The sequence below is a fragment of the Idiomarina sp. HB genome, assembly GCF_048059115.1.
Taxonomy (GTDB): Bacteria; Pseudomonadota; Gammaproteobacteria; order Enterobacterales; family Alteromonadaceae; genus Idiomarina; species Idiomarina abyssalis.
Genome location: NZ_JAYLVU010000002.1, coordinates 726,494 through 748,681, shown reverse-complemented (window position 1 = coordinate 748,681; position 22,188 = coordinate 726,494). Strand labels below are relative to the sequence as shown.

Sequence of the window (22,188 nt, the reverse complement as noted above, 5' to 3'; positions counted from 1 at the left end):
GTAATTTATACCGCGTCTTCGTTTTCCTCTCCGGTACGAATACGAATAACCCGTTCAATATCGGTAATAAAAATTTTGCCATCACCAATTTTACCGGTCTGAGCCGTTTCCATTATCGCCTCAATACAACGCTCAACTTCGCTGTCAGCAACCACAACTTCCAGTTTCACTTTGGGCAGGAAATCGACCATATACTCAGCGCCCCGATAAAGCTCGGTGTGACCTTTTTGACGACCAAAGCCTTTTACCTCTGATACCGTCATACCAGCAATTCCAACCTCAGACAGCGCTTCACGCACATCGTCTAATTTAAACGGTTTAATAATGGCTTCAACTTTTTTCATCAGTGTTGTCCTATTGACCTTGTCGCTGTAATTCATGGCGATAGTGACTGGTAATAGGGTAACGACGATCTTTACCAAAATTACGAGGCGTTACTTTAGGGCCAACTGCAGATTGTCTGCGTTTATATTCATTCAGATCCACTAAACGAATAACCCGACGCACATCATCTTCTGCAAACCCTGCCGCAACAATATCGGTTACCGACCAGTCCCTCTCTACATACAATGCCAGAATGCGATCTAAATCGCTATAGTCGGGTAGAGAATCAGAATCGACCTGGTCTGGTGCTAACTCAGCCGAAGGAGGCCTGTCGATGACACGTTGCGGGATGCACGAACCACGACTATTTCTGAACTCAGCCAATTGATAAACCAGTAATTTCGGAATGTCTTTAATTGGCGCAAACCCGCCGCACATATCGCCGTATAAAGTGGCATAACCGACAGCCATTTCACTTTTATTGCCCGTTGCTAACACAAGCGAACCGGTCTTATTCGACAAGGCCATAAGCAATACGCCGCGGCAACGCGACTGTAAGTTTTCTTCTGTCGTGTCGGTTTCAGTTTCACCGAATAATGGCGACAGTTGATTCATAAACTCGTCAAACATAGGTTCAATCGGCACCACATCATAACGAACACCCAGCGTTTTCGCCTGCTGTTCTGCGTCTTCCAGACTCATATCCGAGGTATAACGAAACGGCATCATTACGGCATGAACTTTATCGGCACCTAAAGCGTCACTGGCAATTGCCAGGGTTAGTGCTGAATCAATGCCGCCCGACAAGCCCAGAGCCACTCCGGAAAAGCCATTTTTAGTGACGTAATCACGCACAGCTAATACCAACGCATCGTATACATGAGCCAGGTCGTTCTGCTCAGCCTGAGCTTCAAATCCGTTACATACAACCTGGTTATCTTCGTAAACCACGGTTGCTGTAGTCATTTGGCAATGTGGCAACTCAGCCACCAACTTACCTTCTGCGTCGATAACCAAAGAGTGCCCATCAAAGACGAGCTCATCCTGAGCGCCGCAGTTATTCAGGTATAAAATGGGCTTGCCGGCTTCGGCAACACGCTGTTTCAGTACACCCAGACGTTGTTCGTGCTTGTTAAGCTCGTAAGGCGAAGCATTAATTGACAGCACAAGATCGATATCGTCATCCAACAATTGCTGTAGCGGTTGTGGATGCCATAGATCTTCACAAATTTGTAGGCCGATACGAACACCCTGCCATTCAAACACTTGACTCTGATGCCCCGGAATAAAGTAGCGCTGCTCATCGAAAACACCATAGTTTGGCAGGCGTTGTTTAAAATAGCGCAACAAGCATTCACCACGATGTAAAACCGACATCGCATTAAATAACTCACCGCCTATAGCCTGAGGATGACCAACAATGACAACGCATTCAGACGCCGCCGCACTGATCTGCTCAACCGCATTATCGACCGCCTGATGTAAGTCTTCGCGGAACAAGAGATCCTCTGGCGGATAACCCGTAATAGCCAGCTCAGGAAAGACAATAATATCGTGTTGTGCGCCCTGTTCACGTAAGGTTTTAAGAATTAAGGCGGTGTTGTTGTGAATGGCGCCAACCGTAAAGTCCAGCTGTGCCATGCACAATGAAAGTTTTGCCATAACTGCTCAGTCCAAATTTGCCATTGCCGATATCGGCCCGAATGGGGCGGAATGATATAGCAGCCCGCCCCAACGCGCAAATGATGGATTAATAGCGCAGGTCATCCGGAATGTCTTTATCGGTCGGTGGCTTCTTAGGCCGCTTAGCCTGACCTTGCTTAAACATACGCAACTGATAGACATAAGCCAGAATTTGCGCCACTGCCACAAACAGGCCTTTGGGAATTTCTTTCTCAAGTTCTGTGGTGTGATAAATTGATCGGGCAAGTCCCGGTGAAGCAACCAGAGGAATTTCATATTCCAGCGCAATCTCCCGGATTTTCGCTGCCGTTTCATCGGTTCCTTTTGCCAGCAAGACAGGCGCCTGAGCGCCTCCGTCTTCATATTTTAACGCGACCGCGTAATGCGTCGGGTTGGTTACCACAACATCAGCTTTCGGCACTTCCTGCATCATTCGGCGATTAGCCATCTCCATCTGCAAACGACGAATACGGCCTTTAACTTCAGGACTCCCTTCCGTGTCTTTATGTTCGTCTTTCACTTCCTGCTTGCTCATTCTTAAGTCTTTATTGTGCTTCCAAAGTTGGAACGGCGCATCAATAACGACAATTAAAAACATTGAGCAACTCAGCAGTAAAAACATCCAGAGCAGCGTATCCAAGGCATTGCCTATCATCGTTGGCATCTGGCCCATAGACATCTGCAATATGTCGACAAACTGCCATTTCAACAAGAAGTATGCCGAAACCGCGACCACCATAAACTTAGCAATAGCTTTGACTAACTCCACCAACGCCTGAACACCAAACATGCGCTTAAAACCATTAAGCGGACTCATTCGGTTAGCCTTGGGAGCCATCGCCTGGGTTGAGAAGTTGATGCCTCCAAGCCAACTATTGCCGAGAAAGGTAAAAACAACAATGAAAGCGAAAATGGTCAATATCGGCCACATCACCTCACCAAAAGCTATCGCAAAGGCTTCATAAATTTTGGTGGTATCAAAGGCCTGTTGTCGGTCAATGGTGAACATAGTCTCAAAGACATTCCGCACGCCGCGATACAGTGCACCGCCAAACCAAAAGAAAGCAACCGCTGCGCTTACCAGCACAAAGGCAGTTCCCATCTCCTTAGAACGAGCAATTTGCCCTTTTTCACGGGCCTGCTGTTTTCGTCGCTCCGTGGGGTCTTCAGTACGTTCCTGATCGGTCTCAGCCATACCTATTAGCCTTTGTCAGAGAGGGTCCATTTAAGCGCATTGACTACCCAGTATTTCACACATGGTCTGTACCACACGTGCCCACTGATTCTCGAAATGAAAAATAAAGCCGCCCATGGTCAGCCAAATCACCACAAGCCCACTGACCATGGTAATAGGGAAACCAATCGCAAATATGTTCAACTGGGGGGCAGCACGAGTCATAACACCGAAGCTCAAATTGATAAGCAGTAAAGCAATGACCCCGGACAACATTGCGGTTAATGCCGCAGAGAACATATACACCGCCCAGTCAGCAACCGCATATAAAGCATCGGCATCAAGCCCCGTCATACCAACGGGTATCGCATCAAAGCTGGCAACCACCATATGAATCATTAGCAAATGGCCGTCGAATGCCAGAAAAACCAAACTGGCCAACATTAAAAAGAACTGCGCAATAACCGGTACCTGCTGGCCGTTGGTGGGGTCGACCATAGACGCAAAACCGAGACCAATCTGCATCGCTATGATCTGCCCACCTAAAACGAACGTTTGCAGAAATAAAATAGAAAGTAAGCCCAGCGCAACACCAATAACAACTTGTTGAGCCGTTACCACAAAGCCGCCGACCGACATCATTTCAACACCGGCATCAATCTCCGGCAGTGCCGGCGATACAGCAAGAATAATAGCTAAAGATAAGAAGATCTTAATACGGGAGTTAACGATGGTGCCGGAAAAAAGTGCCATGCTCATTATCATTGAAGACACCCGGGTCAAAGGCCACAGGTGTTGCTCCAACCACTCGAGCACAACGGAAGTTACCAGATCCATCAGCCGACCACTTCGGGTATCCGGTTAAACATCTCTATGGTGAAGTCCATCACCGTCTCTGTCAGAAAATGCCCACCAAGGCCAATAACCGCAAGAGTGACTAATAGGCGCGGTAAAAAACTTAATGTTTGTTCGTTAATTGACGTAGCCGCCTGGAAAACGGCGACCACCAGACCAACCAACAGGCCCGGCACGATAATAAAAGCCACCATAATGACAATTGTCTTTAAGGCTTCCTGGAAAATGTCGAGAAACATTTCTGGTGACATAGTGCCTCCTAGACCCCGAAACTTCCGGCCAGGGTACTCATGGTTAAACTCCAGCCATCAACCAGCACAAACAACATGAGCTTGAAGGGTAGCGAAACAATCATGGGGGACAACATCATCATACCCATGGCCATGAGAACACTGGCAACCACCAGGTCAATAATCAAAAACGGAATAAAGAGCATGAAACCTATTTGAAAGGCCGTTTTGAGCTCGGAGGTAATAAAAGACGGAATAAGCACCGACATCGGCACATCCTCCGGCTCTTCCACACCTTCTGTGCCCGAAATTTCTACAAAAGTTTCTAAGTCCGTTAACCGCGTCTGCGCCAGCATAAAGGCCTTGACTGGAGCCTTCGCTCTGTCGACAGCCTCCATCGACTGTATCTCTTCATTTAAGTACGGTTGCAGCGCTTTGTCATTTATTTCGTTCAGTACCGGCGTCATAATAAAAAAGCTGAGAAATAACGCGATACCCAGCAACACCTGATTAGAAGGCGACTGCTGCAGACCAATTGCCTGACGCAAAATAGCCAGAACAATAATAATTCGGGTAAACGACGTCATCATGATGACCATGGCAGGAATGAAGGTCAGTGCCGTCATTATTGCCAGAATTTGCAAGGTTACGGAATACTCTTCACTTCCATCCGGATTTGTTTTCACCGTAACGGCGGAAATATCCTGCCAGGCATATGCCTGTTCCGGCAGCAAACACAAAAGGGTTAAAATACTAAGCCACAACCAGCGGTTCATTGTTCTTCTTTTCCTTCCAGGTTGATATCGCTCGGGAGTTCTTTTAAACAGTCGATGCGTTGTTGGGTAACACCAAGCAACAGTTTTTGTCCACCCACTTCAACAATCACTAACCGCTCTTTTGTTCCTAAAGATACGCTACTCAATACTTTCATGCCAGACGCGCCCTGAAACTTCAGGTTAAAACGCTTTAAAAGCGAAGCCAACACAACTATCACCGCTAAAACGGCAAAAAGCGCCAAAACCATGGCGCCTATGTCATTGCCCGAGATAATGCCAGCTTTCTCTTCTGTCTGAGCGTATGCTGCAGAAGGAATAAGCAGCAAACTAGCGAAGCTTACGAATACGTTCAATCTGACTAATAACATCGGTTAAGCGTATCCCGAATTTATCATTAACAACAACCACCTCGCCGTGTGCTATCAAGGTGCCATTAACTAGTACGTCTAATGGTTCACCTGCAACACGTTCCAGCTCAACCACAGAGCCCTGGTTCAATTGCAGCAAATTACGAATGCTGATTTGGCTACGGCCAACTTCCATTGAAATCGTGACCGGAATATCAAGAATCGCATCCAGCTTGCGTTTTTCTTCTTCGGTTACAGGCTTATCTTCACTAAGCTCTTCCAACTCGGCGGTTTGCACGTTATCCATACCCGAATGACTTGACGCTTTTCCGCCATCTTCACTCGCTTCAGATTCGCCGCCTTCTTCGTCTTCAGCAGCTGCCTGTTCAGCCATTGCTGCTTCCCAGTCATCCATATCTTTATCATCGTTACTCATGTTGCAACCTCACTTTCTCAAGCAGCAATTATTATAAATCAATGTCTTCTTCTAACTGTTGCAGCTCGGCGTCACCACCTATACGGCGACCACCACGCGTCAACATATGAATATCAGACTTAACGGTTTCAGGACGTTTAATTTTCTCTGAAATTTTCAGAGCAACGTTGTCTCTTGAACGCCCCATTTTTGCGTGGAAGGTCGGTAAGTCCTCAATGAGCACGGTTAAATCATCCGGTAACTCAAGTGGAATAACATCCCCTTCCCGCAGCTCCATCACTTCTCGCAAGGACATTTCGGTTTGCGCCAGTTTGGCAATCATTTCTACCGGAACATCCATAATTTCGTCACGCAGCGCCTTACTCCAGCGCATATCGGTATCTTCTTTATCCGACTGCACACCAGCATCCAACAACTCGCGAATGGGTTCCAGCATTGAATAAGGCAAAGCAATATGAAAGTCACCACCGCCGCCGTCCAGCTCAATGTGGAAAGAGCTAATGACAATAACCTCAGTCGGACTCACAATGTTCGCCATGGCCGGGTTCACTTCAGAGTCTAAATACTCAAAGCCCACATCCATAACCGGAGCCCAGGCTTCTTTGTAGTCTTCAAAGACAAGCTTAAGCAACATTTGAATAATGCGGCGTTCCGTAGGCGTAAATTCACGTCCTTCAATTTTTGCGTGGTAACGTCCGTCACCACCAAAAAAGTTATCCACCAGAATAAAGACTAAACGCGCTTCCATGGTAATTAGCGCCGTCCCTTTTAATGGACGAAAACGCACCATGTTTAAACTGGTTGGTACGAACAAGGTATGCACGTACTCACCAAATTTAATCATCTGGACGCCGTTAATCGACACTTCTGCTGTGCGCCGCATCATGTTAAATAAGCTGACCCGCATATGACGGGCAAAACGCTCATTAACAATTTCCAGCGTTGGCATACGACCACGGACAATTCTATCTTGCGATGAAAAGTCATAATCGAGCGCATCCGCAGAAGCGGACTGTTTCTCTGTATCCTCTTCCTCAACGTCATCGACGCCATGCAACAGCGCGTCAATTTCGTCTTGAGATAGTAAGTCACTCACCGCCATAATAGCTCACTTATTGCATTACCAAGCTGGTAAATAAAACCTGTTCCACAACCGGCTTCCCGGTCACTTCTTCTAGCGCAGAGCGCACTTCTGTGAGTGCTAACTCACGCAGCTGACCTTTACCCTCAGCTGTCTTTAATCTGTCCGCTGTTGACGAAGAAAATACCTCGTGTAAGGTTCCTTCAATGAGCGGAATATGCTTTTTCGCCAGTTCTTCATTTTCCTCACCGCGAACCATAAGTTGTGCTTTAATCTGCACGGTTCGTTCACGTGAGTCGCCCGGAACAATAAAGACAAACGCCCGGGGCATCCCCACATAGAGCGCATTACCGACTTCCGGTCGCGACGACGAAGACGGAGCTGGCGAGCCACTTCCAGTTGTCGCCGGTTCATCCGAAGACGACGAACCGCCAAATAACCAAAGAACGAGTACGACAGTCACGATTAAAACAATACCGATAATACCGGACAGAATAAGCTTCTTCTTTTTGCCGCCAGCTTTTTCTTCGGTTTGTTCTTCTTCGTTATCGTTTTTATCTTCTGCCATGCGTTATGTCCTGTATCACTGTCTAATAACAGTTACTATAGCTTGATCGTTACTTTAGTTATACCGTTTCAAACATAGAAATCGACCTGCCCGTCGGCAAGAACTCTACCTTCATCCAAAGCAATTTCGCCTTCTACGGCCCAGTCTTCTGACTCTTCAGCTGAGCCACCCTGGCCACCGGCAGTGCGTTCGCCTTCTTTACTTTGTTCACCCACCTGAGTGTCGGCTAAGTCGATGCCCTGTTGTTCTAACATCTCACGCAGACGCGGCATTGCCGTTTCTATTGCATCTTTGGCTTGTGCACTTTGCACCTGAAACTGCACCGAAGCCTGTTCACCACTCATATTAACCCGAATCTGAACGCTACCAAGTTCAGGCGGATCCAGACGTATATCCGCTCGCTGAATATTGCGGCTCATCATAATGTTGATGCGCTCCTGCAATTTTTGCGATGCTTCTGTCTGCTGCAAGTCCAGAGGACGCTGCAGAGCCTGCAAAGTATTAGTTTGACCCGATTCGTTAGCCGCTACAGTACCTTGTGTCGTAGACACCATCTGACCTTGTATTGCGCGAGCCGCGTTAGCATCAGCCAGGGCATCAGTGTTGTTTCTGAACACCTGATTCTGTTGTGCTGAATCAGGCAACTTAGTATCGACATCCACCGCGTTGGCTAAGCCTTCGGCTTTGCTTGCAGACTGTTTGCTGTCACTACCCTTAATAGCAGTATCGCCAGCCTCAGCTTTTTCTTTACCAGACTTAGCGTTAGTGGCAGTTATAACAGGCTCTGTACCTTTTGACTGTTCGGCTACCTTTATTGGCTCCGCCGCTTTTTCACTATGTCCGGTGCGGCCTTTTAATAATTGTCGTATTTCTGCCAAAAGCTGTTCTGCTTTGGCCGCCTGCTCTTTGCTCAACAGCTGGGACTTATCAGTGTCATTATTCTGACCAGCTAAAAGCTGACGTAGCTCAGCGGTAAATTGCTGTAATTTTTTCTGTTCCGCCAGGCTCAGTTCACTATTTTCGCCTTTCGACTTTTGTGCCGAAACCTGCTGCTCTAACTGCTTCAATAGGGCGAGCAATTCTTCCGAGCTCTGCGGCTTGGTTGCTCCCTTATCCACAGACTGCTGTGCAATAGCTTGCTCGGCCGCCTGGTTCAACGCCTGAGTCAGCGCCTTTTCATTACCGACCAATAACTTATCCGCATCGGCTTTCGGTAACATAGGCTCCATTAAGTTAACAATGAACTTACCCGCATCTTCTACCGCTTCACCGGCATTTTCACCCTGTTCAACGGCTTGTATCATCTGCTGCAATTTTGACTGTAACGCTTGCTTGTCTTTATCCGTCATGCCGGCCAGCAATTGATCGGCAAACTTCTGCCGCTCCGCGTCCGTCATTACTGTCTCGCTACTTTCACCGTCAGCACTCGCTTTATCAAGCTTGGCTAGCAAAGACTGCAACATTTTTGACAGTTCTTCATCACTTAATTCCAGTTCGCCGCTGTCGGGCTCAACGTCAATTTCACCAACGACAGCCGCCTTGCCTTCAACTTTAATATCCGCGGTTTCCTGCTGCATTTGTTGCAACAGTTCCCATAGGTTTCGGGTAACTGGCTCACCGACATTTTTACGGTCAATTTCACGACCTTTAGAGTCGCCGTTGGCAGCCTGGTGGGCTTCTATTTTGGCGGCCAATTGTTGCAGCTCTTTATCGCCGGAATTTTGCTTGATCATCAAACGAGAGAACTCACTGCTTTCGCCTTCAGCGTTTTTCACTGATAGCTCGTTCCCTTTACCCATACGGGCAAAGTTATCGGCAGATTCGGTTAAGTTGAGCAGCTGTTGCATAGTATTTTTCCTGAATTAAGTGCTTATTCACGCTTTGCTTAATTTTCTCATCAATAACCAAGCAATTTTTGTTCCAACTATTTTCTGTCACGGATAAAACGCTGACTACTGAAATCATCCAGGTTTTTCTGCTCTTTCCGCGCCTGGGCTATTTGTTCGCGCTTTCTGCGTTCCTTAATTAAAAAATCAACTGACTCTCGCTTACGCCGTTGCGCCAGCCAACGTTCTTTTCGTTGTTGCAGTACCTGTTGCAGCTTCACGACCTCGTGATGCAACTGTTCAACACCTTCATCCAGCTTGCCGACAAAGGCGTGGTACTGACCCACCTGGATAGAAGCAATACCGCCTTGCCCACGCTCTTGCAGTTGATTTAAATAGTCGAGTCGGTATTTTGACATACCATCCAGGCGCATCTGTTGTTCCTGCACCTGTTGCTGAACCTGTGCAAAATCCTGAGCAGCCTTATCTTCGCGTCTTTGTTCTAACTCCAGTAGCATCTGCAACTGCGCCAACTCGGCCATAATTTAAGCGCCTCCGGCTGACTGCTGCTTTTGATTTGGATTTACTAATTGGTTAAGCAACAACAAGCTCTCATCGTAGCTGACAACCTGTTGCATCTTTTGTTGTAAAAACTGATTCACGCGCGGCTGCATAGCAATAGCCTGATCAATAGCCGGGTCGCTTCCGCGCGTATAAGCGCCAATAGAGATCAAGTCACGATTGCGCCGATAATGCGAATACCACTGCCTGACCTTAATGGCCTGTTGCATATGCTCTTCTGAAACCACTTGCGGCATAACACGACTAATAGAGGCTTCAACATCTATTGCCGGATAGTGACCGCTGTCCGCCAATTCGCGGTTTAACACAATGTGTCCGTCCAGTATGGCCCGTGCAGAATCCGCAATTGGATCCTGTAAGTCATCACCTTCGGTTAAGACCGTATAAAAGGCAGTAACCGAACCCTGCCCGTCACCGCCATTACCCGCTCGTTCAACCAGTGCCGGCAACTTAGCGAAAACAGAAGGCGGATAACCTTTTGTCGCCGGTGGTTCGCCAACAGCTAATGCAATTTCACGCTGTGCCATGGCGTAACGGGTCAACGAATCCATCAACAGCAAAACGTTCAAGCCCTGATCACGGAAATATTCCGCAACCTGAGACGCGGTTTCGCACCCTCGCAAACGAATCAGAGGCGACTGGTCAGCCGGTGCCGCAATAACCACAGCTTTCTCACGGCCTTCTTCACCTAAAATTTCTTCAATAAACTCTTTTACTTCGCGGCCACGTTCACCAATCAGACCAACAACAATGACGTCGGCCGTGGTTCCCCGCGTCATCATGCCCAGCAGCACACTCTTACCAACACCACTACCGGCAAATAAGCCCATTCGCTGCCCCTGGCCCACGGTTAAACAAGCATTGATTGCGGTAACCCCCACATCCAGGGGTTGTTTAACCTGACGACGATTTAACGGATTCATTGGTTTGCTGCGGTAAGTTTTACCGTCAGAAAATATAGGGCCTTTGCCATCCAGAGGTTCACCGCGGGCATCGATAACTCGTCCCAACAGCTCCATACCCAAGGGTAATTGGTTTTTTCGGTTTAACGGACGGACTCTGGCGCCGGGTATGACGCCATGGGCATCTTCGGTTGGCATCAGGTAACTGATATTACCTTCAAAACCAACAACTTCGGCTTCAATATCACCGCTGTCAGCTTCTACGGCAACACTCGAACCGACCGGAGCGCGGCAACCGACAGCTTCGAACATCAAACCAACAACACGAGTTAAATAGCCCGATACCGCAACGGACGGTTTCTGAATGCGCTCCCGCTTTTTGCGTAACTGTTCAACCAGGCGTTCAGAAGCACTCATGGGTTAACCTTTTACTTTGGAGAAGACATCTTCCATACGACTGCTCAGAGTGTAATCAATAGTGGAGCTTTCGGTTGTCACGCGGCAACCGCCACGCTCCAGTAACTCATCTTTATTCAGTAACCAGCCTTTTTCCTTCAGCTCGTCTTCGCTGTAGACGTTCTGCAGTAGCGCTAAGTCTTCTTCATTTAAGTGAATAATGACACGCTGATCCGTGACCGGCAGAACCGCAATTGCCTCTCGTACCGCGTTAACAACCAACTCCTTAGAGTTCTCGGCAACATTCAGACAGATCACTCGTGTCAGCTCGGTGACCATTTCAATCAGTTCATCCTGCACCGCTTCGGTAATACGCTCGTTGGGGTGGGATAAGCTTTGTAAAAGAGTTTCCAGCTGTTGCTGCTGCTCGTTCATGGCTTCTTTGCCAGCTTCAACGCCCTGCTCATGACCCGCTTCAAAGCCTTCTTTTTTGCCAGCTTCGTAGCCTTCGTCATAGCCTTTCTTCAGGCCTTCACTGCGGCCTTCATCAAAACCTTCTTTGTGACCCTCTTCGCGCGCTGCCTGACGAATTTCTTCCAATTGCTCAGCAGTAAGAGGCTTGAGCTCTTCCTCTTGCTCGTCGTCGGCTTCGGGGGGCTCATATTGCCAGCGGCGGGGTTTATTTAACGCATTCACCTGAGAGCCCTGCTTGAGCTCCTCAGATGTCATGTCAGGTAAATCCCAACGATGTGTTACGTCTTTATCATCGGTCATTATGCGTTAAGCCCTTATAAGAATTCGTCACCGCCACCGCCGCCAAGCATAATTTCACCTGCGTCAGCCAGACGACGGGCCGCAGCAAGAATGTCTTTCTGCGCCGCTTCTACATCGCTAATACGAATGGGGCCCATAGCTTCAAGGTCATCACGCAGCATGTCGCCGGCACGTTTTGACATGTTCTTAAAGATTTTTTCCTGAACCGCTTCGTCTGCGCCTTTCATTGCTTTTTGCAGAACTTCGCCTTCAACTTCACGCAGCAAGGTCTGAATACCACGGTCGTCGACATCGACCAGGTTCTCGAACACAAACATCAGGTCCTGAATGTTCTGGCTCATTTCTTCGTCTTGCTCGCGGATAGAGTCCATCAACTGGCCTTCGATATTGGTATCCAGGTAGTTCATGATATTTGCAGCTGCCTTCAGGCCGCCCATCTTCGCAGCCTGAGCACCAGCCTGACCGGCAAACTGTTTTTCCATAATTTCGTTCAGTTCCTGCAATGCCGCCGGCTGAACTTCTTCTAAGTTGGCAATACGCATCATTAAGTCCAGACGTACTTTGTCCGGGAACTGCGCCATAATTTCGGCACTTTGCTCTGGGTCAAGATAAGACAGAACAATGGTCTGAATTTGCGGGTGCTCATTACGAATAATCGTTGCAACCTGTTTGGAATCCATCCACTTCAATGAGTCCAGGCCTTTTGAGCCACCGCCCATGACAATCTGCTCAATCAGGTTACCGGCTTTGTCTTCACCCAGAGCCGAGGTCAGTGCTTTACGCACAAACTCTTCACTCTTGAAGCCAATATTGGTGAACTTCTGAATTTCTTCCAGGAAGAGATGATGCACGGCATTAACCTTGTCCTGGTTAAAGTCCTCCAGGCTTGCCATGGCCATACCCACTTTCTGAACCTGCTTAGGTTCCAGGTGCTTCAATATCTGGGCAGCGTCTTCTTCCGACAAGCTCAGCAGCAAAATCGCGGCTTTCTCGACACCTTCTAAAGTATCGACGTCAAACTCGACCTTACCGCGCTTGGTTTTCATTTCTTGATTAGGCATCTTCGTTCAACCACGCTTTAACCACTTGTGAGGACAGTTCAGGCTCATTGGCAACCAACGCCCTTACTGCTTTCAGCAAGTCTTCATCTTTGTGCAGATCCGGTAATTGCAGGCTGCCATCCGCACCGAACCCTACCGCACTCTCATCAAATTGTGAGGATAACAGATCAATGGTTTCATCGCCCATCGATTCCTCATCAAGGAATGCTTCAGCATCGTCTTCAACACCAGATTCTGGATTCATCAGTTTCTTAAGCATTGGACGAACCACTGCCAGAATCAATACCATAATAACCAAAGCACCCATGACCAGACGGAAAGCACGCCAGAACCATGGCTCTTCCCATACCGGTGTTTCTCCGGCGCCTAAGTCAGGCAGTTGTGCAAAAGGCACTGAAACAACTTCAATACTGTCGCCACGGTTAATATCAAAACCCAAACCACCTTGAAGCAAGCGACGAATATTCGCCATCTCTTCGGCACTGGCTGCCTGAGGCTGATTTTCACCTGCCTCATTCGTTATTGTTTTCTGGTTAACCGCAACGGATACACTCAAACGTTCAACCGTGCCCGTTTGGCTGCGGGTATAAGTTACCGAGTTATCAAGCTCGTAATTGCGTGTCGCCTCGCGATGAGTGCTGCCGTTAGTCCCGCCACCAGCACTTCCTGCACCGGCCTCTTCCGGAATATCAGAATCAAGTGGCGGCTGATTCGTTAATGCACCAGGGATACCACCAATTGCGCTGCCGACAGAGCGGTTTTCGACCGTCATTTCACTGCGAATTGCCGGCATATCAGGATTAAACTGACGCTGAGTTTGTTCACGCTGGGTGAAGTCCATAGTGACATCAACCTGCGCGGTATAATTGTCATAGCCCAGCACAGGAATCAAAATACTGTCTATTTTCTTCAGGTATTCTTCTTCGCGCTTTTGTTCAATCTGATATTCGCGCGAACTTTTTGCCGCCAGGGCACTTTGTGAACCTGAGTTAAGCAAACGCCCGGCCTGATCAGTGACAGTAACGTGTTCAGTATTTAAACCGGTTACCGAAGACGCAACCATGTCAACAATCGAAGCAACTTCTTCTTCACTTAACGACGTACCACCGCGAACATTCAGCATAACCGACGCTTTCGGCTGCTTTTCACGACGGGCAAAAACATTTTCCTTCGGTACGGCCAGAAGTACTCTAGCCCCGGCCACTTTTTTTATTTCTTCAATAGCGCGCGCAAGCTGGACTTCACGGGAATGAATGAGTCGCTCTCGCTCCAGACGTTGGCTAACGCCAAAACCCGGTTCGCTCATTAATATTTCAGAACCATTATTGGTCGAGTTGCCGTAGTCTACTCCCGCACGAGTTAACTGCAGCTTGATTGCTTCATAATTCTCTTCCGGAACTGACACCGTATTGCCATCAACCTGGTACTCAATACCATTAGCATCCATATAGTCGAGCGTACTGATCAACTCCTGGGTTTCTAAATTACCTAGTGGACGGTAAGTTGATTCTTGTGCCCACAGCATAATAAAAACAGCAATGGCGACACAGATAGCCAGGGCTAAAACCACAATGACCTGACGAAGCATGTCAAAGTTACCCAGCATTGTCATAATACCGGTCTTCTCGCCGCCGTCTTCATTGCTTGTTCGGTTGCTGTCAGGTAAGTCGGTATCTTGTACCATTAAATCTGTTGATTCAGCCACGACTCATATCTCCAGTGCTGCTGCGGTTATACCGGCATTGACATAATTTCTTTGTACGCATCAACCACTTTGTTGCGTACCTGAACAGTTGCCTCAAACGCAATACCCGCTTTTTGGCTGGCGATCATAGTTTGCTCCAGCGTGACATTTGGGTCACCAAGCTCCATGCGTGTTTTTAAATCGCCTGAGGTTTGTTGCAATTCGTTAACGTTATCCATTGCGTTTTTCAGCATATTGGAAAAATCTGCTTGAGCAGTATTACCTTGCAGGGCGTTCACATTCGTAGGCTGGTCACGCTGAGAAGCCTGCGTGGCCATCGATTGTAACTGTTGGTAAAGTGCGTTTGCTTCCACTTTCATAATTAACCCCGTCAAAAATTCATCACTGACTCTATTTAAAGTTAACTATGCAAGCAAAATGCCAACTTATAAGATTGTGTAAAGAAAAGCCCTGAGATACAGGGCTAATAGTATAGACAGGAGTATTTTAAGTCGCCTTTAAGAGCCTGTCAGAGTAAGTCCCTGCTCACGAATCTTCGCTAGTTTGTAACGCAGCGTACGCGGACTAATTCCTAATTCATCCGCAACAGGTTGCCGTTTACCCTGATGGCGTTGCAGAGCTTCTTTGATAATTTGGTATTCCTGATGAAAAAGCGACTCATCCAGATTTTCCGATTTATCATCAGACGCGCTCACTTGCTCCGGAAACACACTCGCCGGTTCAGCGATATCATTAAGTTCCAGCATTAAATCATCGGGCTGAATTTCATCACCACGATGCAGAACCAGCGCACGTTGTACGACATTTTCCAGTTCACGAACATTACCCGGCCAGGAATACGACTGTAATTGCTTTATAGCAGCTGCCGAAAAAATGACAGGTGTTTTAATACCGGAACGCTGCTTGTGTCGCTGCAATAAGTTTTCAGCTAAAGGCACAATATCCGCAGGGCGTTCGCACAAAGACTTCCAGTGCAACGGGAACACGTTCAGCCGATACATGAGGTCTTCGCGCAACTGTCCCTCACGCACCGCTTGTTGAAGGTCACGGTTAGAGGTCGCAATTAAACGGACGTCGAGTTGAATGGTTTTACGTGAGCCCAGCCGTTCTACCTGACGTTCCTGAATAACCCGTAATAGTTTTGCCTGCAAATGCATAGCCATTTCGGTGACTTCGTCCAGCAACAAGGTACCACCCTGAGCGAGCTCAAACTTACCGGGAGACGACTGATTCGCACCAGTAAAAGCTCCTTTTTCATAGCCAAATAACATAGACTCAAGCATGTTTTCGGGTATGGCTGCACAATTAATCGCGACAAAGGGGCCATTTGCACGCTCAGAATGCTGATGAATATAACGTGCCAACACTTCTTTACCCGTGCCACTGGGCCCGGTAACCATTACGCTGGCTTCGCTGGCAGCTACCTTGCGTGCCATATTCAGAATAGCCTGGCTCGACTCTTCCTCGGCAACCGGTTCAATGTCGTTAATGGCACCGTCCGGCAAATACCTTTGTACCAAAGTCTGCAGTTTTTCTATTGAAAAAGGCTTCGTCAGGTAGTCGACAGCCCCTTCGCGCATTGCTACAACAGCATCATCCACCTTAGCAAAGGCGGTCATCATAATAACCGGAATGTCATATTGCTGATTGTTCATACTGCGCAATAATTGCAAACCATCAATACCCGGCATTTGAACGTCACTAATCACTAAAGCTACCGGCTCTTTTTTCAGTATTAACAAAGCCTCTTCACCATTTGCAGCTTCCAGACACTGGCAGTCCGCCAACTCCAAAGTATCGATAATTGCCTCACGCAAAGAAACATCGTCTTCAACAACCAGTACTTGTCGCTCAGCCATAACACACCTCATTCAGTCGGTTTTCTGACCACTGGTGCACCGGCAAAGACAAGGTGAAACGACTGCCTTTAGCTGGCTGGCTTTCCCAGTCAATACTCCCGTTATGTGCCTTAACTACCGTTTGCACAACCGCTAGTCCTAAACCGGTACCGTTGGACTTTTCTGTAAAAAATGGGGTGAAGATATTGTCCAGTCTTTCTTCAGGAATGCCGCAGCCCGCATCAATAACGGAAACTCGCCAGCTGTCATTATCGGCATCGGTCTTCACTAAGACCTCTTGTCCCGGCTGACTGGCATCAACAGCATTGTTAATCAGGTTTTGTATCGCCCCGACTAATGCGGTTTGATTTGCCCGCAACACAGCTCCGGAAGCTGAATCAATGCAATTAATTTTTACCTGGTGCTGCTCAGCATAGTTTTCGGTATTGGCAAGAACTTGCTCAATCAGGCTGTGAGTGCTGAGATCATCCAACATGGGTTGCTCACCACTTTTAGCAAACAACAACATGTCATTGACCTGCTGCTCTAATGAATGCAATCGGGAAAGCAGTTTTGCAGAAAAGCGCTGCTGCTTCACCGGGGAAATCGTGCCCTGTTTAAGGTTCTGCGCGTAAAGAATCGCGGCAGAAAGAGGCGTTCTTATTTGATGTGCCAGAGACGCAACCATCTTTCCCATGGACGATAAACGCTGCAGATGACTAATGCGGTTTTGCAGGCGACGGGTTTCAGTTAAGTCCGTTAAGACAATAAGCTGCCCTGGTTTTTCATTAACCACCGAGGTATCCAGCCTGACCCGGCGCCCGTTACGCAGAGACACTTCGTGCCAGTCATCAGCTTTAGGAGCAAACAGCTCGCTGACTAACTCGCGCCAGAGGTAACCTTTCAACGGATGACCCAAAAGCCCCGTTGCGTTGTCATTGCAATAATCCACAAGCCCATGACTGTCCAGTAAAATTACGGCATTTGGCATGGCATCAATAATTTGATGATAAGTGGCCATACTGACATCTCCAATTAACGACTATGGAGAGGTTAATGCAAAATAGATGCCAGTATAATTTCTATATTTTTCAATCGGTTGGGTTATTATTTGTTGTCAAAAGACTGACACTTACCTTTAGTCTTTCTGGATTCCGTACTTTTTCATCTTCTCAACCAGAGTCGTGCGCCGCATGCTAAGTAATTCCGCGGCCTTAGCCACCACCCAGTCCGACTTTTCCAGTGCCTGAGCAATCATTCCGGTTTCTATTTCTGTCAGCATGTCTTTTAAATTAACGCCATCGTCCGGTAATTCAGAGCTGTCATTAGCGGGTCCGACTTGCGCATCATCGCTGTCATCGTCCGACTCATTAAAAATGGCACTAAGCGCTTCACGCTCCAGCATTTCTTCCGGGTAGTCGGGGCTGGGAGCACTGTGCTCAACATGCTGATATTTAGGCGGCAAGTCAGGAACATCCACCAGGCTGTCAGGGTGCATAATGGTCAAGCGCTCAATCAGGTTCGTCAGTTCACGCACGTTACCCGGCCAACGATGATAAGAAAGCGACTCCAGTGCCCTTTCCGTAAAGCGCACGCCCACACCACGCTCCTTTTTGAAACGCTGGGTCAGCTCCTGTAATAACAGTGGTACATCTTCCTGACGCTCTCTCAATGCAGGCATTTCAATCGGGAAAACGTTCAAACGGTAATACAAGTCCTCGCGGAATTTACCGTCAATGATCATCTGCTCCAGCTCACGGTGGGTTGCTGCAACAACTCGTACGTCGGCAACAATACTTTTATTGCCACCTACGCGCTCAAAAGTGCGTTCCTGTAAAACCCGTAGCAGTTTCACCTGCATTGGCATTGGCATATCACCAATTTCATCCAGAAAGAGGGTTCCCCCCTGAGCCAGTTCAAAACGCCCTTTGCGCGCGCCTATTGCCCCGGTAAATGCCCCTTTCTCATGGCCGAACAATTCACTTTCTAATAAGTCTCCAGGAATGGCACCGCAGTTCACCGGCACAAAAGGCCCTTTGTTGCGTTCTGATAAATCATGGATACCGCGGGCGACAACTTCTTTACCGGTTCCGGACTCTCCCAGAACAAGAACGTTGGCGTCGGTAACCGCTACTTGCTCGATTAACTGCCGCACATGTTTCATGGTGCGGCCATTACCAATTAACGTCTGCTCCAGTTTACCACTGCCGGGATGCCGCGTTCTTGCGGGCTTAATTGGCATTTGCTGATGATACGCCTGACAGTAATGCAGCATATTGGACAAACTGGCGTAGTCAAAAGAGTCCTCCAAAGGACCAATGACATTGGCTTTTTGTAGCGCCTGATGCTGTTGCGTGTTCGCACAAATAAAAGGAAGGTGTGGCGAATCGCCGGCCAGCTCCATCAGGTTATCAATACCATTGCCGGCAATGACACACAGAGCATCAGTTGCAGAGAGTTTAAGAGTGTCCGAAGGAGATATGACTTCAACGGTTTCACCAATAAAGGTTAATACCGTTTCAAAATGCTGACGACGCTCTGGTTGCTGTTCAACCAGGTAGACTGTTCTTGTTTTTGTCATAGACGAGTTTACCGCAACGTCCTATTTCACATTTCCTAACACAAACGTTTCACCCGCACTCGAGAGATACCACTGCTCCTGCCCATCGACAGTTCGTGACTCTGCGTGTGAAACCCACTGATAGAATACATTGCGATGTACTCTTGCTGTCAATCCTCTTTGCATCACAATATAAGGGATGCCTTCTTTCATTGTGAGCGGATGTTCAGAACTTAATACCAGAGTATCACCGATATTGGTGGTTAACAGCAATAATTGCTCACCATCTTCTTCCCTTTGTTCCCAGTCGACGACAACAAAAGGCGTATCTTCAACAGTAATTTTAACTTGTTCAGCAGGTGTTACTAAAAAATAGTCGCCTTCCTCGACCACCAGAACCGAGGCAAACAGCTTAACCAGCGCTTGACGCTTTATCTGACTCCCCTGATAAAACCAATCACCATTAGCGGCAATGTGAATGGGAATCTCGCCACAATAAGGCGGATCCCACAATTCGGTTGGCGCGTGTTGATGTTTTTCCAGTTCAGAGATCAAACGGTTCAGTGACATAAATCAAAGCTTAGTCGACTAACTTCTTCTGTCTTAATAAATACCAAAGCGTTGCTTCTGTACGGTTTGATACTTTTATGGCCTTAAATATTGCCGATAAGTGCACACGAATGGTGCCTTCGGTAATACCCAGAATATTGGCTATCTCTTTATTTGATAAGCCCTGCGCCAATAATTGCATAATCTCTAATTGCCGTGGCGACAGGAAACTTTCCGCACCGCTGGATTTATCACGAGGTTCATTCAGATGCGGGTCATCAGGAATATGACGGTCACCATTTAGCAAGGCGCGAATAGCCAGTTTAGCCTGCTCCGCTGAACTGTCTTTCGGCAAGTAGCTACGAACCCCTGCAGCCAGTACCTGGCGTACTTCAGAGATGGAACGTGGTCGCGTAAACAAAACGATATGCGTACGCGGAGCAACTTTCTTTAAACGTTGCAGAGCTGGACGGATTTCAGCATCTGGCAAATCCATCTCTAAAAAAATCAGATCGTAATCATCAGCTGCTAAATAACTTTCCGCAATCTCAAACGAATCAGCCTCATAAATTGAGGGTTGATTCGCATAGTTGGTAAGAATTTGTATAAGACCAGCACGCATAAAAAATTGCGGATCAATAATTAGAACTTTCATCCTGAAATCCAAAATAATGCCTATTCAATTAACTTTTAGCATACCTAAATTATAACAGACAGCAAGTTTTTTACGGTTATCTAACAGCTTCCTGAATGTCATGTTAACTTAGTTAACAAAAACTTCCGGCAACACCTAGGCGGTTGTACAGTAAAAACGCTATAGTGTTGTCTAAATTATTTGCCACGGAGTTAAATTACAATGCGACGCATTACCTGCTTAGTTATAAGCCTGGGCTTATCCGCTTCAGCCATCGCCGACACCTTATATACCAACATGAAGGGATACACCCTGACCAGCCCTGCCGGAGAAAACGCGGTATTACAGGAGTTCTCCACCATGCTGGTGGAAAACGGAAAAATTCAGGCTATAGGCGGCGAGACTCTTGCCCAACGCTTTGCTGATATAGACAGTACGGTCGATATGAATGGCAAAACCGTACTCCCGGGGTTAACTGACGCCCACGGCCATATCCAAAGTTTAGGCAACAGTCTTTTACAGGTCGATTTGCGCGACACTGAATCGGTTTCTGATGCAGTCCAAAAAGTTCACAACTACGCCAAAGAGCAGCAGGAAATAGAATGGATTACCGGCCGCGGCTGGAACCAGGAACAATGGAAGAAAAAAGTCTTCCCCAGCGCAGCCAACCTTGATGAAGTTGTCAGTGACCGTCCTGTCTGGCTGATGCGCGTCGACGCGCACGCAGGCTGGGCAAACAGCGAAGCACTGCGCCGTGCGGGTATTGATAAAGATACCGTCTCTCCGGAAGGTGGTGAGATTGTCCGTGACGAACAGGGTAACCCCACCGGTGTTCTGGTCGATAATGCAATGCAGCTGGTTGAAGACATTATTCCCGAACCTTCGCTTCAACAGCAACGGGCCGCATATGAGTTGGCTTTTCAGCACCTGGTTAAACTTGGCATTACCAGCGTCCACGACGCAGGCATTAATTCTGACGAAATTTCTATATACAAAGGTTTGCATAACCAAGGGCGTATGCCGCTTCGGGTTTACGGCATGATCGCAGCAACAGAGCCGAAACTCGCTCAACTTCTGGCTGAGGGGCCTTACGAAACCCGGGACCAGAAACTGGCTATTCGCAGCGTTAAAATATATGCCGATGGTGCGCTTGGAAGCCGCGGAGCCGCCTTAATAGAGCCTTACAGCGATGACCATGACAACCACGGGTTAATGGTAACTTCAGAAGAGAAAATCCAGGATCTCTATAAACTGATCATCCCGCACGGTTTTCAGATAAATACCCACGCCATTGGCGACCGGGCTAACCGTGTCGTTCTGGATAATCTGGCCGAAGTCTATGATGAGCTGGGCGGTCGCAACTTACGTAATCGTATTGAACACGCACAAATTGTGCACCCGGATGACCTGAAACGTTTTACCGAGCTTAACCTAATTGCCTCGATGCAACCAACTCACGCTACCAGCGACAAAAATATGGCGGAAGATCGTCTGGGTTCTGAACGTATGGCCGGAGCCTATGCATGGCAAACATTGCTGGATGAGGGTACCGTTATCGCCGCAGGGTCTGACTTTCCGGTTGAATTAGCGAACCCTTTCTACGGGCTGCACGCAGCCGTTACTCGTCAGGACCGCGATAATATGCCTTCGGGTGGCTGGTACGCCGAAGAGAAAATGAGCCTTGAACAGGCTTTGCGTTCATTTACCATTGATGCCGCTTACAGTGCCTGGCAGGAAAAGTCACTCGGTTCGCTTGAACCCGGTAAATGGGCTGACTTTATTGTACTGGAGCAGGACCCTTTTGCCGTTGATGCCAGCCAAATTTGGCAGACTCAAGTTGAACAGACCTATGTTGCCGGCGAACGCGTTTACTAATGGAGTAGCAGC

23 protein-coding genes are annotated in these 22,188 nt (G+C 47.9%); 1 reads left to right on the top strand and 22 read right to left on the bottom strand.

Going from position 1 to position 22,188, the window contains the following annotated elements:
* Window positions 1-5: 5 nt before the first annotated feature.
* The 22 genes from glnB to VBY75_RS09150 all read right to left on the bottom strand — a co-directional run bounded on the left by glnB (window position 6) and on the right by VBY75_RS09150 (window position 20,322).
* Window positions 6-344: a nitrogen regulatory protein P-II gene (gene glnB, locus VBY75_RS09255; RefSeq protein ID WP_054490674.1), complete on the bottom strand. Its 339-nt coding sequence runs from the start codon at window positions 342-344 to the stop codon at window positions 6-8.
* Window positions 345-354: 10 nt separating this feature from the next.
* Window positions 355-1,986, bottom strand: coding sequence for an NAD+ synthase (locus tag VBY75_RS09250; protein WP_222236641.1), 1,632 nt, complete (start codon window positions 1,984-1,986; stop codon window positions 355-357).
* Between the two features lie 88 nt (window positions 1,987-2,074).
* Window positions 2,075-3,202 (bottom strand): flagellar biosynthesis protein FlhB, encoded by a 1,128-nt coding sequence (gene flhB / locus VBY75_RS09245; RefSeq protein ID WP_271331996.1) that lies wholly within the window; start codon window positions 3,200-3,202, stop codon window positions 2,075-2,077.
* A gap of 30 nt (window positions 3,203-3,232) precedes the next feature.
* On the bottom strand, window positions 3,233-4,018 hold the full coding sequence (gene fliR, locus VBY75_RS09240) for a flagellar biosynthetic protein FliR (RefSeq protein ID WP_271331995.1): 786 nt from the start codon (window positions 4,016-4,018) through the stop codon (window positions 3,233-3,235).
* On the bottom strand, window positions 4,018-4,287 hold the full coding sequence (gene fliQ / locus VBY75_RS09235) for a flagellar biosynthesis protein FliQ (protein ID WP_054490666.1): 270 nt from the start codon (window positions 4,285-4,287) through the stop codon (window positions 4,018-4,020). The genes fliR and fliQ overlap by 1 nt, the downstream gene beginning before the upstream one ends.
* Window positions 4,288-4,295: 8 nt before the next feature.
* The gene (gene fliP / locus VBY75_RS09230) at window positions 4,296-5,042 is read right to left on the bottom strand and encodes a flagellar type III secretion system pore protein FliP (protein ID WP_271331994.1); all 747 of its coding nucleotides are present in this window, start codon (window positions 5,040-5,042) and stop codon (window positions 4,296-4,298) included.
* Window positions 5,039-5,410, bottom strand: a complete 372-nt coding sequence (gene fliO, locus VBY75_RS09225; RefSeq protein WP_287816562.1) for a flagellar biosynthetic protein FliO — start codon at window positions 5,408-5,410, stop codon at window positions 5,039-5,041. The genes fliP and fliO overlap by 4 nt, the downstream gene beginning before the upstream one ends.
* Window positions 5,370-5,825 (bottom strand): flagellar motor switch protein FliN, encoded by a 456-nt coding sequence (fliN, locus tag VBY75_RS09220; protein ID WP_054490660.1) that lies wholly within the window; start codon window positions 5,823-5,825, stop codon window positions 5,370-5,372. The genes fliO and fliN overlap by 41 nt, the downstream gene beginning before the upstream one ends.
* Before the next feature lie 31 nt (window positions 5,826-5,856).
* Window positions 5,857-6,921, bottom strand: coding sequence for a flagellar motor switch protein FliM (gene fliM / locus VBY75_RS09215; protein WP_054490690.1), 1,065 nt, complete (start codon window positions 6,919-6,921; stop codon window positions 5,857-5,859).
* A gap of 16 nt (window positions 6,922-6,937) precedes the next feature.
* Window positions 6,938-7,474 carry a flagellar basal body-associated protein FliL gene (gene fliL / locus VBY75_RS09210; protein ID WP_222236639.1) on the bottom strand — a complete coding sequence of 179 codons (537 nt, stop codon included), beginning with the start codon at window positions 7,472-7,474 and terminating at the stop codon, window positions 6,938-6,940.
* A 68-nt stretch (window positions 7,475-7,542) separates the two neighbouring features.
* Window positions 7,543-9,321, bottom strand: a complete 1,779-nt coding sequence (locus VBY75_RS09205; protein ID WP_416512163.1) for a flagellar hook-length control protein FliK — start codon at window positions 9,319-9,321, stop codon at window positions 7,543-7,545.
* Between the two features lie 77 nt (window positions 9,322-9,398).
* A complete protein-coding gene (gene fliJ, locus VBY75_RS09200) occupies window positions 9,399-9,842 on the bottom strand; it encodes a flagellar export protein FliJ (RefSeq protein ID WP_054490654.1) in 444 nt (147 codons plus the stop codon).
* A 3-nt stretch (window positions 9,843-9,845) separates the two neighbouring features.
* Entirely contained in the window at window positions 9,846-11,201 is a 1,356-nt protein-coding gene (fliI, locus tag VBY75_RS09195; protein WP_054490652.1) for a flagellar protein export ATPase FliI, read from the bottom strand.
* 3 nt (window positions 11,202-11,204) lie between these two features.
* The gene (gene fliH / locus VBY75_RS09190) at window positions 11,205-11,954 is read right to left on the bottom strand and encodes a flagellar assembly protein FliH (RefSeq protein ID WP_271331992.1); all 750 of its coding nucleotides are present in this window, start codon (window positions 11,952-11,954) and stop codon (window positions 11,205-11,207) included.
* Window positions 11,955-11,968: 14 nt separating this feature from the next.
* Window positions 11,969-13,015 (bottom strand): flagellar motor switch protein FliG, encoded by a 1,047-nt coding sequence (fliG, locus tag VBY75_RS09185; RefSeq protein WP_199495141.1) that lies wholly within the window; start codon window positions 13,013-13,015, stop codon window positions 11,969-11,971.
* The gene (gene fliF, locus VBY75_RS09180) at window positions 13,008-14,699 is read right to left on the bottom strand and encodes a flagellar basal-body MS-ring/collar protein FliF (RefSeq protein ID WP_233399410.1); all 1,692 of its coding nucleotides are present in this window, start codon (window positions 14,697-14,699) and stop codon (window positions 13,008-13,010) included. The genes fliG and fliF overlap by 8 nt, the downstream gene beginning before the upstream one ends.
* Before the next feature lie 47 nt (window positions 14,700-14,746).
* Entirely contained in the window at window positions 14,747-15,079 is a 333-nt protein-coding gene (gene fliE, locus VBY75_RS09175) for a flagellar hook-basal body complex protein FliE (RefSeq protein WP_199495143.1), read from the bottom strand.
* A gap of 138 nt (window positions 15,080-15,217) precedes the next feature.
* Window positions 15,218-16,579 carry a sigma-54-dependent transcriptional regulator gene (locus VBY75_RS09170; protein ID WP_224798560.1) on the bottom strand — a complete coding sequence of 454 codons (1,362 nt, stop codon included), beginning with the start codon at window positions 16,577-16,579 and terminating at the stop codon, window positions 15,218-15,220.
* Window positions 16,572-17,579, bottom strand: a complete 1,008-nt coding sequence (locus tag VBY75_RS09165) for a sensor histidine kinase (RefSeq protein WP_416512158.1) — start codon at window positions 17,577-17,579, stop codon at window positions 16,572-16,574. Before VBY75_RS09165 ends, VBY75_RS09170 begins: the two co-directional genes overlap by 8 nt.
* Before the next feature lie 117 nt (window positions 17,580-17,696).
* Window positions 17,697-19,139 carry a sigma-54 dependent transcriptional regulator gene (locus VBY75_RS09160; protein ID WP_224798562.1) on the bottom strand — a complete coding sequence of 481 codons (1,443 nt, stop codon included), beginning with the start codon at window positions 19,137-19,139 and terminating at the stop codon, window positions 17,697-17,699.
* 21 nt (window positions 19,140-19,160) lie between these two features.
* Window positions 19,161-19,688 (bottom strand): DUF1285 domain-containing protein, encoded by a 528-nt coding sequence (locus tag VBY75_RS09155; protein ID WP_271331989.1) that lies wholly within the window; start codon window positions 19,686-19,688, stop codon window positions 19,161-19,163.
* A 10-nt stretch (window positions 19,689-19,698) separates the two neighbouring features.
* A complete protein-coding gene (locus VBY75_RS09150; RefSeq protein WP_054490632.1) occupies window positions 19,699-20,322 on the bottom strand; it encodes a LuxR C-terminal-related transcriptional regulator in 624 nt (207 codons plus the stop codon).
* A 201-nt stretch (window positions 20,323-20,523) separates the two neighbouring features.
* Here VBY75_RS09150 and VBY75_RS09145 point away from each other — a divergent pair, with 201 nt between their 5' ends.
* Window positions 20,524-22,176, top strand: coding sequence for an amidohydrolase (locus VBY75_RS09145; protein WP_271331987.1), 1,653 nt, complete (start codon window positions 20,524-20,526; stop codon window positions 22,174-22,176).
* The last annotated feature ends 12 nt before the right edge of the window (window positions 22,177-22,188 follow it).

Excerpts from the sequence above, each read along its gene's own strand:
- glnB (WP_054490674.1), bottom strand. The coding sequence starts at position 344 with ATGAAAAAAGTTGAAGCCATTATTAAACCGTTTAAATTAGACGATGTG.
- VBY75_RS09250 (WP_222236641.1), bottom strand. The coding sequence starts at position 1,986 with ATGGCAAAACTTTCATTGTGCATGGCACAGCTGGACTTTACGGTTGGC.
- flhB (WP_271331996.1), bottom strand. The coding sequence starts at position 3,202 with ATGGCTGAGACCGATCAGGAACGTACTGAAGACCCCACGGAGCGACGA.
- fliR (WP_271331995.1), bottom strand. The coding sequence starts at position 4,018 with ATGGATCTGGTAACTTCCGTTGTGCTCGAGTGGTTGGAGCAACACCTG.
- fliQ (WP_054490666.1), bottom strand. The coding sequence starts at position 4,287 with ATGTCACCAGAAATGTTTCTCGACATTTTCCAGGAAGCCTTAAAGACA.
- fliP (WP_271331994.1), bottom strand. The coding sequence starts at position 5,042 with ATGAACCGCTGGTTGTGGCTTAGTATTTTAACCCTTTTGTGTTTGCTG.
- fliO (WP_287816562.1), bottom strand. The coding sequence starts at position 5,410 with ATGTTATTAGTCAGATTGAACGTATTCGTAAGCTTCGCTAGTTTGCTG.
- fliN (WP_054490660.1), bottom strand. The coding sequence starts at position 5,825 with ATGAGTAACGATGATAAAGATATGGATGACTGGGAAGCAGCAATGGCT.
- fliL (WP_222236639.1), bottom strand. The coding sequence starts at position 7,474 with ATGGCAGAAGATAAAAACGATAACGAAGAAGAACAAACCGAAGAAAAA.
- VBY75_RS09205 (WP_416512163.1), bottom strand. The coding sequence starts at position 9,321 with ATGCAACAGCTGCTCAACTTAACCGAATCTGCCGATAACTTTGCCCGT.
- fliJ (WP_054490654.1), bottom strand. The coding sequence starts at position 9,842 with ATGGCCGAGTTGGCGCAGTTGCAGATGCTACTGGAGTTAGAACAAAGA.
- fliI (WP_054490652.1), bottom strand. The coding sequence starts at position 11,201 with ATGAGTGCTTCTGAACGCCTGGTTGAACAGTTACGCAAAAAGCGGGAG.
- fliH (WP_271331992.1), bottom strand. The coding sequence starts at position 11,954 with ATGACCGATGATAAAGACGTAACACATCGTTGGGATTTACCTGACATG.
- fliG (WP_199495141.1), bottom strand. The coding sequence starts at position 13,015 with ATGCCTAATCAAGAAATGAAAACCAAGCGCGGTAAGGTCGAGTTTGAC.
- fliF (WP_233399410.1), bottom strand. The coding sequence starts at position 14,699 with ATGGTACAAGATACCGACTTACCTGACAGCAACCGAACAAGCAATGAA.
- fliE (WP_199495143.1), bottom strand. The coding sequence starts at position 15,079 with ATGAAAGTGGAAGCAAACGCACTTTACCAACAGTTACAATCGATGGCC.
- VBY75_RS09170 (WP_224798560.1), bottom strand. The coding sequence starts at position 16,579 with ATGGCTGAGCGACAAGTACTGGTTGTTGAAGACGATGTTTCTTTGCGT.
- VBY75_RS09165 (WP_416512158.1), bottom strand. The coding sequence starts at position 17,579 with ATGGCCACTTATCATCAAATTATTGATGCCATGCCAAATGCCGTAATT.
- VBY75_RS09160 (WP_224798562.1), bottom strand. The coding sequence starts at position 19,139 with ATGACAAAAACAAGAACAGTCTACCTGGTTGAACAGCAACCAGAGCGT.
- VBY75_RS09155 (WP_271331989.1), bottom strand. The coding sequence starts at position 19,688 with ATGTCACTGAACCGTTTGATCTCTGAACTGGAAAAACATCAACACGCG.
- VBY75_RS09150 (WP_054490632.1), bottom strand. The coding sequence starts at position 20,322 with ATGAAAGTTCTAATTATTGATCCGCAATTTTTTATGCGTGCTGGTCTT.
- VBY75_RS09145 (WP_271331987.1), top strand. The coding sequence starts at position 20,524 with ATGCGACGCATTACCTGCTTAGTTATAAGCCTGGGCTTATCCGCTTCA.